The following is a 13,326-nucleotide window of genomic DNA, read 5'->3' as shown; positions in this document are numbered from 1 at the left end:
GGTGCGGTGCTGGTGCGAGGCTGTCTAGAAGGCTGCCTCGTCCAGCTCCATCAGGTCCAGTTCTACGCCCTCGGCCACCTTCCGGGCGAGGGTCAGGCCGGGCAGAACGTTCGCCGCGAAGAACTTCGCGGCCGCGATCTTGCCGGTGTAGAACGGCTTGTCCTTGGCCGACGCCGTCTCCAGCTTCTCGGTGGCGATCGCCGCGCCCTTGAGGAGCAGGTAGCCGACGACGACGTCACCGGAGGCGAGCAGCAGGCGGGTGGTGTTGAGGCCCACCTTGTAGATGTTCTTGACGTCCTGCTCGGTCGCCGCGAGGTCGGTGAGCATCAGGCCGACGATGGCCTCCAGCTCGACGGACGCCTTGGCGAGGTGCTCGCGGGCGCCCGCCAGGTCCTCGCCGCCCGTGCCCAGCGCGAGGAACTTCTTGATGTCCTCGGCGAGGGAGTTGAGGGCAGCGCCCTGGTTGCGGACGATCTTCCGGAAGAAGAAGTCCTGGCCCTGGATCGCGGTGGTGCCCTCGTACAGGGTGTCGATCTTGGCGTCCCGGATGTACTGCTCGATCGGGTACTCCTGGAGGAACCCGGAGCCGCCGAAGGTCTGGAGCGACTGCGCGAGCTGCTCGTAGCCCTTCTCGGAGCCGTAGCCCTTGACGATCGGCAGGAGGAGGTCGTTGAGGGCCTCCAGGGCGGCGGCGTCCTCGCCGGAGGCCTCCTTGACCTGGATCTCGTCCTGGATCGAGGCGGTGTACAGGACCAGGGCGCGCATGCCCTCGGCGTAGGCCTTCTGCGTCATGAGCGAGCGGCGCACGTCGGGGTGGTGCGTGATGGTGACCTTGGGCGCGGTCTTGTCCATGAAGTTCGCCAGGTCGGGGCCCTGGACGCGCTCCTTGGCGTACTCCAGCGCGTTCAGGTAGCCCGTCGACAGGGTGGAGATCGCCTTTGTGCCGACCATCATGCGGGCGAACTCGATGATGCGGAACATCTGCCGGATGCCGTCGTGCTTGTCGCCGATCAGCCAGCCCTTGGCGGGGTGGCGGTCGCCGAAGGTCATCTCGCAGGTGTTGGAGGCCTTGAGGCCCATCTTGTGCTCGACGTTCGTCGCGTAGGCGCCGTTGCGCTCGCCCAGCTCGCCGGTCTCGAAGTCGAACTCGTACTTCGGGACGAGGAACAGGGACAGGCCCTTGGTGCCCGGTCCGGCGCCCTCGGGGCGGGCGAGGACGTAGTGGAGGATGTTCTCCGACATGTCGTGCTCACCGGACGTGATGAAGCGCTTCACGCCCTCGATGTGCCAGGAGCCGTCGTCCTGCTGGACCGCCTTGGTGCGGCCGGCGCCGACGTCCGAGCCCGCGTCGGGCTCGGTGAGGACCATGGTGGAGCCCCACTGCTTGTCGACGGCGATCTTCGCGATGTGCTTCTGGACGTCGTTGCCCTCCTCGAAGAGGATGCCCGCGAACGCGGGACCCGAGGAGTACATCCAGACAGCCGGGTTCGCGCCGAGCACCAGCTCCGCGTAGGCCCAGATGAGGGAGCGGGGCGCGGTGGAGCCGCCGATCTCCTCGGGCAGGCCCAGACGCCAGTACTCGGAGTCCATGAACGCCTTGTACGACTTCTTGAAGGAGGCCGGGACGGGCGCGGTGTTGGTCTCGGGGTCGAAGACGGGAGGGTTGCGGTCGGCGTCCGCGAAGGACTCGGCCAGCTCGTTCTCCGAGAGGCGTGTCAGCTCCGCCAGGACGCTCTTCGCGGTGTCCGTGTCCATCTCCGCGAACGGACCGGTTCCGTACAGCTTGTCGCGCCCGAGGACCTCGAAGAGGTTGAACTCGATGTCGCGGAGATTCGACTTGTAGTGCCCCATGGCGACGACTCCGTAGAAAGATATGTACAGCGAGACGTTTACTAAGCAGTAGCTACGATGATGCTACCCGTCGGTAATAAGACGCAACCCCAAGCCGTCCATCTGTGACTCGTTACTCTTGCGGGCATGTACGGCTACGACCAGAACGTGGGGGCTCAGCAGGGGTACGTCCCGCCCCAGCAGCAGGCAGCCGGTGGCGTGGGCGGCTACGGCCAGCAGCCGCCGCTCTACCCCGAGCCGTCCCCGCCCTCGCTCGCGGACGCGGTGCGCGCGTTCACCACCGGGCAGATGGCGGCCGAGGACTTCCAGCAGGTCTTCGCGACCTCCAAGGTGTACTGCCCGCGCGGTGACAACCCGGGCTTCCTCGCGCTCCACAACACCCAGCAGCCGGTGATCCCGATGTTCACCTCGCTCAAGGAACTGCGCCGCTACGCCGGCAAGGAGTCCAAGTACTTCGTGATCACCGGCGCCGAGGTCATCGACCTGCTGCCGACGGGCTACGGCTTCGTCGTCGACATGGAGGGCGAGCACCGGATGGTGTTCGACGCGAAGGCGGTCGAGCAGATGGTGGAGTTCGCGATGCGCAGGATGTACGGCTGAAGACTCGCGATGTACGGCTGAACACTCACGGTGTGCGGCTGACGTCCATCGCCCCGTCACACGGAACGCCCGGAGGGAATGCCCTCCGGGCTTCTTCTGTTGTGGGGTAGCAGAAAGTTCAACGCTCAACTAAACTCGACGCACAAGGAGGTCCCGACATGCCTGCAGTGACCGTAGAGAACCCGCTGACCCTGCCCCGCGTGGCCGCGCCGGCCGACGCCGTGGCACGTCCCGTGCTCGCCGTCTCGACCGCGCCCAGCGGTTTCGAGGGTGAGGGCTTCCCGGTGCGCCGCGCGTTCGCCGGGATCAACTACCGCCACCTCGACCCGTTCATCATGATGGACCAGATGGGCGAGGTGGAGTACGCGCCGGGCGAGCCCAAGGGCACCCCGTGGCACCCGCACCGCGGCTTCGAGACCGTCACTTACATCATCGACGGCGTCTTCGACCACCAGGACTCCAACGGCGGTGGCGGCACCATCACCAACGGCGATACCCAGTGGATGACGGCGGGCGCGGGCCTGCTGCACATCGAGGCTCCGCCGGAGTCGCTCGTCGTGTCCGGCGGGCTGTTCCACGGGCTCCAGCTCTGGGTCAACCTGCCTGCCAAGGACAAGATGATGGCCCCGAGGTACCAGGACATCCGTGGTGGTCAGGTGCAGTTGCTGACGACTCCCGACGGTGGCGCGCTGCTGCGGGTCATCGCCGGTGAGCTGGACGGTCACCAGGGTCCCGGCATCACGCACACGCCGATCACGATGATCCACGCGACGGTGGCACCGGGTGCGGAGGTCACCCTGCCCTGGCGCGAGGACTTCAACGGTGTCGCGTACGTCCTGGCGGGCAAGGGCTCGGTCGGTGCGGAGCGGCGCGCGATCCACATGGGCCAGACCGCGGTCTTCGGCGCGGGTTCGTCTCTGACCGTCCGCGCGGACGAGCAGCAGGACGGGAACACCCCGGACCTGGAGGTCGCGATCCTCGGCGGCCAGCCGATCCGCGAGCCGATGGCGCACTACGGCCCGTTCGTCATGAACACCCGCGAGGAGCTCCAGCAGGCGTTCGAGGACTTCCAGAAGGGCCGGCTGGGGACGATCCCGGCCGTGCACGGGATGGGTGAGGGCGGCCTGTAAGGCTGTAAGCCTGTGTGGCTGTAAGGCTGTATGGCTCACGAGAGCGGAAACACCGAAGGCCCCGTCCATGTCTGGACGGGGCCTTCGGTATGAGGGTGTTCGGCACGGGGGTGTTCGGCATGAGGTTCGGGCATGGCGGCTCCTGTGACGCGGCGCCCGGTGGCTCAGCGGGGCGTCGTACGGCCCGGTCGGGGCTGTGTCGTTCGCGGTAGGTGGTGGGGCGGGGGTAATTGCCCTGTGCGGGGGCGTCGTAGGAGAACCGTGTGGTGATCCGAGTCCTCCATGTGACCCAAGTCCGCCTCGGGCCGCGGTGGTTCGGGGACGTGACGCATGCCGGCGAACGGGTTGCGCCAGAAACGGGACCTGGACGTGCGCCAGTTGCGCCGCAGGGCGAGGACGCGCAGGCCGAAGGCGAGGGCGGCGGCGGCCGGGGCCGTCCACTCGTTGAGGAGCTGGAAGTGATGCAGGACGGCCACGCCGCCGGCGCCGACGAGGGCGGGGAGCGCGTACAGGTCCCGGTCGGCACGCAGCAGCGGCGGGAGTTCCATGGCGAGGACGCTGCTGACGATCCCGCCGCCGACGGCGGTGGCGAAACCCAGGGTGGTGGCGGCCTCCGGGTTCAGTCCGTACGCGAACGCCTTCGTCGCGCCGGTGACGCTGAACAGGCCCAGGGCCGCCGCGTCGAAGAGGTCGAAGGCCCTCGCGTGATGCTGTAGACGCGCGCTGTGGAAGACCACCAGGCCGCCGACGATCGGCGCGCAGAAATACCCGGGGTCACTGAATGCCACGGGGCGTACGCCGATCACCAGATCCCGGAAAACCCCGCCACCGAGACCGACGGCTTCCGCGAGCATCACCACGCCGAAAACATCGAAGTCCTTTCGGACCCCCAGAAAGGCACCCGATAAGGCGAAGGCCAGGATGCCCACCAGATTCATCACATACTGCACGATGCCCAACACGCCTTCGAACGACATCCACGCGCTCCTGTCCTTGTGGCGCCGTCTGCGTGCGTCGCGCGTCAACTTGCCTACGCACAGCGAAAGTTACCCGTTGGTTTCGCCAAGGTGAACCGGCCGGGGTCGCTGGCGGCCTTTTCGCCCCGGGGTCCGTGAACGGTCGTGGATATCTTGGCCGATGAGCCGGCCCGCGGTGGCCGATCGACCCCTGGAATGTCCGTGAGTAACGTAACGGGGATCGTTGACAACCGGACCGGGCGTTTGCCCCGTTGCGCCTTCGCGGGCTTATGGAGAATTGCTTTCCGCGACCGATGCCGCAGGCGGATGTCGAGAACGTGCCGCCGGCTCCGTCCCAGGGGCATCGGCGGCCACCACCGGCCGCACGGGGAAGCAGTACGGGGAAGCCGCACGGGGAAGCCGTCCGGGGAAGAAGGAGAGATCACCATGGCGATTCAGCGCATGGACAACGTCGGCATCGTCGTCGACGACATGGACGCCGCCATCGCGTTCTTCGTGGAACTCGGTATGGAACTGGAGGGCAGAGGGGAAGTCGAAGGTCTCTTCGCGGACCGGTGCACCGGACTCGACGGCGTCCACTGCGACATCGCGATGGTGCGGACCCCGGACGGCCACAGCCGCCTGGAACTGGCGAAGTACCGCAGCCCCGAGGCGACCGGCGCCGGTCCGCGCGACCGGCCGCACAACATCCTGGGCACCCACCGCGTCATGTTCGCCGTCGACGACATCGAGGACACGGTCGCCCGCCTGCGCCCGCACGGCGCCGAACTCCTCGGCGAGATCGCCCGCTTCGAGGACAGCTACCTCCTCTGTTACGTCCGGGGCCCGGAGGGCATCATCGTCGGCCTGGCCGAGCAGTTGGGGTGAGGCTCATACGGCGACGTTCAGGGGGACGTCCACGGTTTCAGGTACGGAGACTGTGCGGCCGTGGGGGCTGATGCGGACGCCGTGGATGACGTAGGGGCCGACGTCGATGCCGCGGTCGGCCATGTCGAGGGCCCAGAGTCGTTCCGCTTGGGCCCACTGTTCCGGTGTGGTGGGGCGATTGCGGGGCGGGGCGTCGAGGTAGGGCCGTACGGGATTGATCGTGTCGACGAACGGCAGGTTGGCGGCCGCGTCGATCGCGTACGGGCTCTTGTGGGGCGGGAGGGGTCTACGGGCCGCGGGCCTGGGGGCGGCCGGGGGTGCGGTGGGCGGTACGACGGCGCGCCGCGAACCGGTCGCGGGGAACACGAGGGCGCAGAGGGCATGGAGAGCCCGCGCGATAAGGTCTTTCACGTTCGTCAGCTCCTGGGGCTGATGGACCACGCCCCGGGACGGTTGCAGCCGTCGCCGGGGTCTTTCGTGGGCGAGGTTAGCGGCCCCTGTAACGACTTGTAAAGGCCAACGTGTGTCTGTTGAAGGTTGTACATGTCTGTAGGTGCCTGCCAGGCCTTGGCGGCACGTCGTGGGCCGGATACCTTCGACACATGAAGTACGGGCCTGATGACCAGGTGGAGCGCGACACTCCCGACGCGCCGTTCGAGCAGTTGACGGAGATTCTGCGAGCACGTCTGGAGCGGGGGGACTGGCGGATCAACCGGGCTATTTCCAGCGAGAACAAGCTGGCTGACGAGTACGGGCTCTCCCGCCCGACGGTCCGGCGTGCCCTCGCCGTGCTCGCGGTGGAGGGCTTCGTCTACACGGTGCCGGGGCGCGGGACCTTCGCCGCCAAACGGGAGCCCACGGCCCCCGCGGATACACCTGACTGAGGCCTCACTGGTGCCCCGGTCCGGTCGCCCATGGAGCAACCGGGGTCGATTCCAAGCGCCTGGACGGACCAGGATTCCCCGGGCCCGTCCAGCCAGGCGGTCTGCCCTTCCGCGTCGGCGGTGAGCCCGAACCGCTCATGCCCTGGCCTGCCTACGCCCTCCCACCACACGTAGGCGGACTCCACCTCGTCCCACAGTCGGCGCGGCCCCGACTGGTGGACGGTTGTTCCGGGCCGGCCGTCGCGGAAGAACGCGCAGGCCCAGGACGTGTCGTCGAGTCCGTAGAACCAGACCGGTCGGGCGCCCTCGCGTTTCGGGGCAACGCTGTGGGTGCACCGCGGAACACGAAGGCCGATCGCGAATACGGCCGTATCGAACGCGCCCCCGGTGAACACGCCCTCCGGCAGGGCCGTCGACGAGGTCTCCGCGCCCTGCACTCCGGACGGCACGTAGGTGTTGTGCCCGGCGAAAGGGAGCCGCTGCGAGCGGAGTTTCATGAATTCGACGGGGCCAGTGAAGTGTCCTGAGGCGCTGGCGCTGATGCTGTCGTCGGAGACGGTCAGTCGGGCCACGGCGTCCTGGTTGCTGAAGTGCGTCCCCCAGGGGGCCACGATCACGCCGCCCGGTGAGGTCTGCTCGACCCAGGCGAGGGGGACCTCGCGCACACCCACCGTGGCGATCACGCGGTCGTAGGGGGCGCCCTTCTCGTACCCCTCGAAGCGGTCTCCGGTGATGACGGTGACGGGCAACCGGGCCCGTTCGAGCGCCGACCGCGCCGCCGCCGCGAGAACGGACAGGCGCTGGCCAGTCCACAGTTCGCCGATGGGTGCGATCGGTTCTTCAACACGAGCGGCTACTTCGCGCGGTTGCTGATCAGGATCGCGCAGCACGGGCACCCTGAATGGTTCGTGCTGTACGTCGAGTTGGAGAAGTCGGCAGCCAAGATCGAGGACTACAGCACCAGTTTCGTCATGGGCATGTTGCAGACCCCGGAGTACGCGGAAGCGGTCTTCCGAGCGGCACACCCTCGTGAGACCGACAGCCAGATCAAAGCCCGGGTCGAACTCCGCCTTCGGCGCCGTGAGGTTTTGGAGCGGACGGACCCGCCGTTCCTGTGGGTGATCTTCCATGAGGCCGTCTTGCGTACGTCCGTAGGGCCTCCGGGTGTCATGGCCGGACAGCTACAGCACCTGGCGTTGATGGCGGAAAGCCCGCACGTCACGCTCCAGGTTCTGGCCTTCGGGGCAGGCCCCCCCCGCGTCCGGTCTGCCGTTTATGCGGGACCGGTCGGCCACCTACGAGCGGCTACGTGCGACAGCGGAGCCCGAGACGCGTTCCCTGGCCCTGATCCACTCGATCATGGAGGAGCACGCCAGATGAGCAACACCCCCGCCCCCTGCGGTTTTGTGTGGGTCAAGAGCACGTACAGCGACGGGCAGGGCGGCAACTGCATCGAGTGGGCCCCGGCGTACGCGAAAACCCACGGTGCCGTCCCGATACGGGACAGCAAGACCCCCGACGGCCCGGCGCTCATGCTCTCGCTCGAAGGTTTCGCCGGTCTCGTGGCGTTCGCGCGCAGCTCCGACGGGTAGGCGCGTAGCCGGCACTGCCGGTCAGGGGGCAGCCCGGGACCTGTCCTCCACCGGCACCGCTTCCTCCTGCTCCGGCTCCGGTTCCCGCAAGAACGCCGAGAGCAGCATCGCCAGCACCGGCACCGTGGCAAGTACAGCCAGCGCGCCCCGGGGACCGTAGTGCGTCGCGATGAGGCCCAGCAGCGGCATGAACAGTCCGCCCGCGCTCATCGCGAGGCCGAGGGTGACGCCGGCGGCGGTGCCGGGGCGGCTGGGCAGGTAGTCCTGGCCGAGCTTGATGAGGACGGCGAACGGGATGTTCGAGATCAGGCCGACCAGCAGCGCGAGGGGCAGCGCGGCGTACTTGTCGTCGCAGATCAGCATGAGCCAGAGGGCGGGCAGCATCGCCGCGTTGCCGATCTGGACGGTGCGCACCATGCCGATGCGGTCCGCCAGCCGTCCGCCGAGCAGCGTGCCGGCCACACCGCCGCCGAGTTCGAGTGTCAGGGCGAGTCCGCCGAGGCCGCTGCTCGCCTCCAGGTGGCGGATCCAGTAGAGGGAGATGAAGGTGTTCAGTCCCGTCGAGATGGTGGACCGTACGATCTCGACGGCGGTCAGGGCCGCGAACCGGCCCGGCCGGTCCTTGCCCTGGCGCCGGACCGCCCTGACCGCCGTGGCGGATGTGCGGTTGTGGTGGCGGAACAGGACGAAGCCCATGAGGACGGCGGGTGGGATGAAGAGGGCCGTGGCGCTCATCCCGAGGGTGTCCAGGGCCGGTGTGACCAGTGCCGGGGCGATGAAGAAGCCGACGCTGCCGCCCGCGGCGAAGTAGCTCATCGCGGTGGCGCTGCCCCCGGCCGCGCGGCGCGCGTCGCGGCCCGCGGGCGGGTGGAACATCGCGATACCGAGGCCCGCCGTCAGCAGGAGGGCGAAGACCAGCGGGTAGGAGGGCGTCAGTCCGGACAGGCCCGCCCCGATGCCCGCCAGGCTCACCCCCAGCGGCGACATCCAGCGCAGCCGGAACCGGTCGGCGAGCAGCCCGATCGGCACCTGCGGCAACGCGCTGCCGAGCGTCGCGGCCAGGGCCAGCCCTGAAGCCTGTACATAACTGAAGTCGCGTTGCAGTACGAAGTAGGGGACCGCGGCGGGGACGAGCCCCTGGTAGAAGTCGTCGACGGCGTGGGCGCTCGCCCAGATCCGCATCCGGCGCCAGTGCCCGGGCGGACCACCCGCCGCACGGGGAGTGTCTGTTTCCTGGATGGCTGTCACATATCCACGATGGGCGGGAACACCCCGGGCGCGCTTCCCGTATTCTGCCTATCCATGTCGCAGATCCGCCACGAGCCCGTCGCGCCGACCACCACCCGGTTCCTCGGCGGCGGCGAGACCATCGCCCGGCACCGCCACGACGACCACCAGCTGATCTACGTCAGCTCGGGCGTGCTCGCGATCACCACGGAACACGGCTCCTGGATCGCCTCCGACGACCGTGCCGTGTGGATCCCGGCGAACACCTGGCACGAACACCGCTTCCACGGCCGGAGCCGCTTCCACACCATCGGCTTCCCCGCCCACGGCAGGACGCCCCTGCTCGACGCCGAACGCCCCACGGTCATCGCCGTCGACCCGCTGATGCGCGAACTGCTGATCGCGCTCGCCGGCACCACCCTCACGCAGACCGAGAACCGGCACATCGAGACAGTGCTGCGCGACCGGCTGCGCCGCGTGACGGCAGAGCCCGTCGCCCTGCCCGCGGCCCGCGACCAACGGCTGGCCGACGCCTGCCGCCTCGTTGAAGAGAACCTGCACGAGCCCTGCACCCTCGCCCAGCTCGCCGGCCGCGTGCACACCAGCGAGCGCACCCTCTCCCGCCTCTACCGCGACGAGTTCGGCATGACATTCCCCCAGTGGCGCACCCGGGTCCGGATCTTCACCGCGATGGTCATGCTCGCCGAGGGCGCGACCGTCACGGACACCGCCCACGCCTGCGGATGGGCGACGACCAGCGCCTTCGTCCAGACCTTCGCCCGGACGGCGGGCATCACCCCCGGCACCTACCGCGCGGGCATGGACGGACCGCGGCGGGAGCGGTGAAGGCCTGACCCGCCGTCACCCGGGCGGCCCGTCCCGCCGGGCCCGCCCGCCCGACGCGTGATCGGGTGGGACCGTGCAGCTACTCCCCGTTCCCGTACGGCGGTTCGCCGCCTGGTGTGTCGTCCTGCTGCTCGTCTCCGGGGTCGGCTACGTCGGGATCCGGCTCTGTGCCGAGTTGAAGACCGCGGTGACGCCCGTGCTGCTCGCGTTGCTCGGGACCGCGTTGCTCGGGCCGCTGTACCGGCGGCTCGTGAAGGCGCACGTGAACCGGTCGGTGGCCGCGATGATCACCTGTGTCGCGGTCGTCGCCGTGGTCGGCGGGGCCGTGTACATCGTCGTCGCCGCGCTGATCGACACCGGGGACCAGATCGTGTCCTCGCTCAAGGACGCGGGGAACTCCCTCGCCGACCATTTCGGGGCCGCCGGCACCTCGGTGGACGACCTCGCCTCCAACGCCAAGGAACTGCTCACCAAGTTCGGCGGTACGGCCGCCTCGAACGTCATCAGCGGGGTCAGTGTCGTCGGCGAGACCATCGCCATGGCCGTACTGGCGCTGCTGCTCGTCTTCTTCTTCCTGCGGGACTCCGACCGCGCCGCCGGGCTCCTGCGTTCGCTCGCCCCGCACGACAACGCCGATCTCGTCGAGGCCATGGCCCGCCGTGCCTTCGAGGGCGTCGAGGGATTCATGCGGGGCACCACCGTCATCGCCCTCATCGACGCCCTCTGCATCGGCATCGGGCTCCTCGTGCTGGACGTACCGGGGGCCTTCGGCCTGGCCGCACTCGTCTTCGTCGGGGCCTACATCCCCTACCTCGGCGCGTTCCTCTCCGGGGCCGTCGCCGTGCTGGTCGCGCTCGCCGACCGGGGTGTCGTCATCGGGCTCTGGGCGCTCGGGGTCGTCCTCGCCGTGCAGGTGCTGGAGGGCCATGTGCTCCAGCCGATGATCCAGAGCCGGACCGTGCAGATGCACCCGGCGGTGGTGATGATCGCGATCACCGCGGGCGCGTCCGTGGCCGGAATCCTCGGCATGCTGCTCGCGGTGCCGCTGACCGCCGCCGCCTTCGGGGTCGTCCACGAACTGCGGGAGCGTTACGCGTCCCAGGACCCGAACTCCGAGACGCCGCCCGGGCCTTCACCGGCCGTGTCCCCGTCGCCGTCGGACTCGTAGAGCTCGAACCAGATGCTCTTGCCCTCGCCCCTCGGGTCCACGCCCCAGGTCTCGGCGAGGAGTTCGATGAGGAGCAACCCCCGCCCGGAGGACGCCAGTTCACCGGGGTGGCGCTTGTGCGGGAGGTCGTCGCCGGCGTCCGTGACCTCGACCCGCATCCGCCGCTCGCCCACATCGCCGGTCACCTCGGCTGTCAGCAGGGCGTCGGCGTCGGTGTGCACGAGGACATTGGTGAGCATCTCGGAGACGAGCAGGACCGCCGAGTCGACCTGGTCGGCGCCGGTCCAGTCGTGGAGGAGTTCGCGCAACTGCTGCCGGGCCACCGCGATCCGCTCGGGCTCGGCCTGCGCGACCGTGAGCACCGTACGGCGGATCTTCGGGGGGACGGTCGTCGTGTCGCCGCAGCCGCAGGCCTCGCCCTCGCGGGACAGCAGGAGTACGGCTATGTCGTCCTCGCGGCGGTCCGCGAGCGGGCCGGTGGTGTGGTGCGAGGAGGGTCCATGGACGGCCTGGACGAGGGCGTCGGCGAGTTCCTCCAGGTCGCCCTTGTGCGCCTCCAGAATCGTCCGGATGCGCTGCCAGCCCGTCTCCAGGTCGTGGCCGCCGGTCTCGATCAGCCCGTCCGTGCACATCAGCATGGTCTCGCCGGGCTCCAGCGCGAGCGTGGTCGTCGGATAGTCGGCGTCCGGGTCGATGCCGAGCGGCAGTCCACCCGCCGTGGGCCGCATCAGCACCGTCCCGTCCGCCATGCGTATCGCCGGGTCGGGATGGCCGGCCCGGGCGATCTCCAGGACCCCGGTCGCCGGGTCGGCCTCGACGTACAGGCAGGTCGCGAAGCGCGGGTCTGCCTTCTCCGCGTCGCCGTTGGTGATGCCGTGCAGGAAACGGGAGGCGCGGGAGAGCACGGCGTCCGGGCGGTGCCCCTCGGAGGCGTAGGCGCGCAGGGCGATGCGGAGCTGGCCCATCAGCCCGGCGGCGCGCACGTCATGGCCCTGTACGTCACCGATGACGAGGGCGATACGGCCTCCCCCGGAGGGGGTGCCCCCAGGCAGCGGAATCATGTCGTACCAGTCGCCGCCGACCTGGAGCCCGCCGCCGGTCGGGATGTAGCGGGCGGCGACGCTCATGCCCGGGATCTCCGGGCCCAGCGTGGGCAGCATGGAGCGCTGGAGCCCGTCGGTCAGCTCGCGCTCGGACTCGGCGACACCGGCGCGGGATAGGGCCTGCGCGAGCATGCGGGCGACCGTGGTGAGGACGGACCGCTCGTCCGGTGTGAAGGCGACCGGGTAGGTGAAGGCGGCCATCCAGGCGCCCATGGTCCGCCCGGCGACCGTCAGCGGCAGGAACGCCCAGGACTGCCGGTGGAAGTGCTGGGCCAGCGGCCAGGTGACCGGGTAGCGCTCCTTGTACTGCTCGGGCGTGGACAGATAGACGGCACGGCCCGTCCGTACGACCTCGGCGGCCGGGTAGTCCGTCACCATCGACATGTGCGAGAACGGGTCCTCGTCGCCCGGCTGATGCCCGTGGTGGCCGACGATCGTCAGCCGGTCTCCCGACACCCCGAACACCGCGAGGCCGTCCGGTGAGAAGCCCGGCATCGACAGGCCCGCCGCGACCCGCAGCACCTCCGCCGTGGACCGCGCCTCCGCCAGCGCCCGGCCCGCGTCCAGCAGGAACGCCTCCCGGGAGCGCCGCCAGTCACCGGTGACCGCGGTCCGCCCGGCCGGTGTGCCCGGCGTGGGCTCGGCGACCTCCTGGAGGGTGCCGATCAGCTCGTACGACCGCTTCTCGCGGTTGTAGGACGGCTTGGAGCGACTGCGGACGACGCGGATCACCCGGCCCCGCTCGTCCATGATCCGGATGCGGACCTCGGCGAGGGTGCCCTCGGCCACGGCCAGCCCGACGACCCCCGTGATCTCGTTCCAGTCCACGGGGTGGAGTCGGGCCCGTGTCTGGGCCTCCGTGAGGGTGGTCTGTTCGGGGGGCAGCCCGAGCAGCCGTGCGGCCTCGGCGTCCACCGTGACCAGCTCCGAGGCGGTGTCCCAATGCCACAGACCGGTCGCGAGGGCGGCGAGTACCTCCCCCACGGCGGGCAGGGGCTCACCAGTGCGCATTGCCCCACTCTAAGAAGAGGAGATCGAAACCTGCCACCGAGGGAGCCCGGAGTTAATGGTGGGGAGGCGA

Annotated in this window: 13 protein-coding genes and 1 pseudogene; 8 read left to right on the top strand and 6 right to left on the bottom strand. The window is 69.4% G+C overall.

All coding sequences use genetic code 11. The features are described from left to right. Window positions 1-24: 24 nt before the first annotated feature. On the bottom strand, window positions 25-1,851 hold the full coding sequence (locus tag OG194_RS22985; protein WP_327402709.1) for an acyl-CoA dehydrogenase: 1,827 nt from the start codon (window positions 1,849-1,851) through the stop codon (window positions 25-27). A gap of 126 nt (window positions 1,852-1,977) precedes the next feature. Between OG194_RS22985 and OG194_RS22980 the strand changes: the two genes are divergently transcribed. Together OG194_RS22980 and OG194_RS22975 are read left to right on the top strand one after the other, a co-directional pair. After that, window positions 1,978-2,451: an SseB family protein gene (locus tag OG194_RS22980; RefSeq protein ID WP_019055242.1), complete on the top strand. Its 474-nt coding sequence runs from the start codon at window positions 1,978-1,980 to the stop codon at window positions 2,449-2,451. Window positions 2,452-2,609: 158 nt separating this feature from the next. After that, window positions 2,610-3,581 (top strand): pirin family protein, encoded by a 972-nt coding sequence (locus OG194_RS22975; protein ID WP_327402708.1) that lies wholly within the window; start codon window positions 2,610-2,612, stop codon window positions 3,579-3,581. A 164-nt stretch (window positions 3,582-3,745) separates the two neighbouring features. Here OG194_RS22975 and OG194_RS22970 read toward each other — a convergent pair whose 3' ends face one another. Next, entirely contained in the window at window positions 3,746-4,558 is an 813-nt protein-coding gene (locus tag OG194_RS22970) for a trimeric intracellular cation channel family protein (RefSeq protein ID WP_327402707.1), read from the bottom strand. Window positions 4,559-4,984: 426 nt separating this feature from the next. Between OG194_RS22970 and OG194_RS22965 the strand changes: the two genes are divergently transcribed. Next, window positions 4,985-5,425: a VOC family protein gene (locus tag OG194_RS22965; RefSeq protein WP_327402706.1), complete on the top strand. Its 441-nt coding sequence runs from the start codon at window positions 4,985-4,987 to the stop codon at window positions 5,423-5,425. 3 nt (window positions 5,426-5,428) lie between these two features. Here the strand turns inward: OG194_RS22965 and OG194_RS22960 are convergent, their stop codons facing one another. Next, window positions 5,429-5,836, bottom strand: coding sequence for a hypothetical protein (locus OG194_RS22960; protein WP_327402705.1), 408 nt, complete (start codon window positions 5,834-5,836; stop codon window positions 5,429-5,431). Window positions 5,837-6,027: 191 nt separating this feature from the next. On the opposite strand from OG194_RS22960, the gene OG194_RS22955 reads away from it, so the two are divergent. After that, entirely contained in the window at window positions 6,028-6,309 is a 282-nt protein-coding gene (locus OG194_RS22955; RefSeq protein WP_327402704.1) for a winged helix-turn-helix domain-containing protein, read from the top strand. Here OG194_RS22955 and OG194_RS22950 read toward each other — a convergent pair. After that, window positions 6,237-7,199 (bottom strand): hypothetical protein, encoded by a 963-nt coding sequence (locus OG194_RS22950; RefSeq protein WP_327402703.1) that lies wholly within the window; start codon window positions 7,197-7,199, stop codon window positions 6,237-6,239. The genes OG194_RS22955 and OG194_RS22950 overlap by 73 nt on opposite strands. Before the next feature lie 81 nt (window positions 7,200-7,280). On the opposite strand from OG194_RS22950, the pseudogene OG194_RS47650 reads away from it, so the two are divergent. Together OG194_RS47650 and OG194_RS22940 are read left to right on the top strand one after the other, a co-directional pair. After that, window positions 7,281-7,514 (top strand): annotated as a pseudogene (locus OG194_RS47650) (Scr1 family TA system antitoxin-like transcriptional regulator); the annotation flags it as partial. Between the two features lie 171 nt (window positions 7,515-7,685). Continuing rightward, entirely contained in the window at window positions 7,686-7,901 is a 216-nt protein-coding gene (locus OG194_RS22940; RefSeq protein WP_327402702.1) for a DUF397 domain-containing protein, read from the top strand. A 21-nt stretch (window positions 7,902-7,922) separates the two neighbouring features. On the opposite strand, the gene OG194_RS22935 is transcribed toward OG194_RS22940, so the two are convergent. Next, window positions 7,923-9,083, bottom strand: coding sequence for an MFS transporter (locus OG194_RS22935; RefSeq protein WP_327407174.1), 1,161 nt, complete (start codon window positions 9,081-9,083; stop codon window positions 7,923-7,925). Between the two features lie 120 nt (window positions 9,084-9,203). On the opposite strand from OG194_RS22935, the gene OG194_RS22930 reads away from it, so the two are divergent. Both OG194_RS22930 and OG194_RS22925 read left to right on the top strand, forming a co-directional pair. Next, complete coding sequence (locus OG194_RS22930; protein WP_327402701.1) at window positions 9,204-9,974, top strand: AraC family transcriptional regulator; 771 nt, start codon at window positions 9,204-9,206, stop codon at window positions 9,972-9,974. A gap of 73 nt (window positions 9,975-10,047) precedes the next feature. Then, the gene (locus tag OG194_RS22925) at window positions 10,048-11,142 is read left to right on the top strand and encodes an AI-2E family transporter (RefSeq protein ID WP_327402700.1); all 1,095 of its coding nucleotides are present in this window, start codon (window positions 10,048-10,050) and stop codon (window positions 11,140-11,142) included. Here the strand turns inward: OG194_RS22925 and OG194_RS22920 are convergent. Beyond that, window positions 11,064-13,256: a SpoIIE family protein phosphatase gene (locus tag OG194_RS22920; protein ID WP_327402699.1), complete on the bottom strand. Its 2,193-nt coding sequence runs from the start codon at window positions 13,254-13,256 to the stop codon at window positions 11,064-11,066. The genes OG194_RS22925 and OG194_RS22920 overlap by 79 nt on opposite strands. Window positions 13,257-13,326 lie beyond the last annotated feature (70 nt).

It is taken from the genome of Streptomyces sp. NBC_01288 (genome assembly GCF_035982055.1).
Taxonomy (GTDB): Bacteria; Actinomycetota; Actinomycetes; order Streptomycetales; family Streptomycetaceae; genus Streptomyces.
The sequence above is the reverse complement of the archived record's forward strand: the minus strand, read 5'-3'. Positions and strand labels throughout refer to the sequence as shown.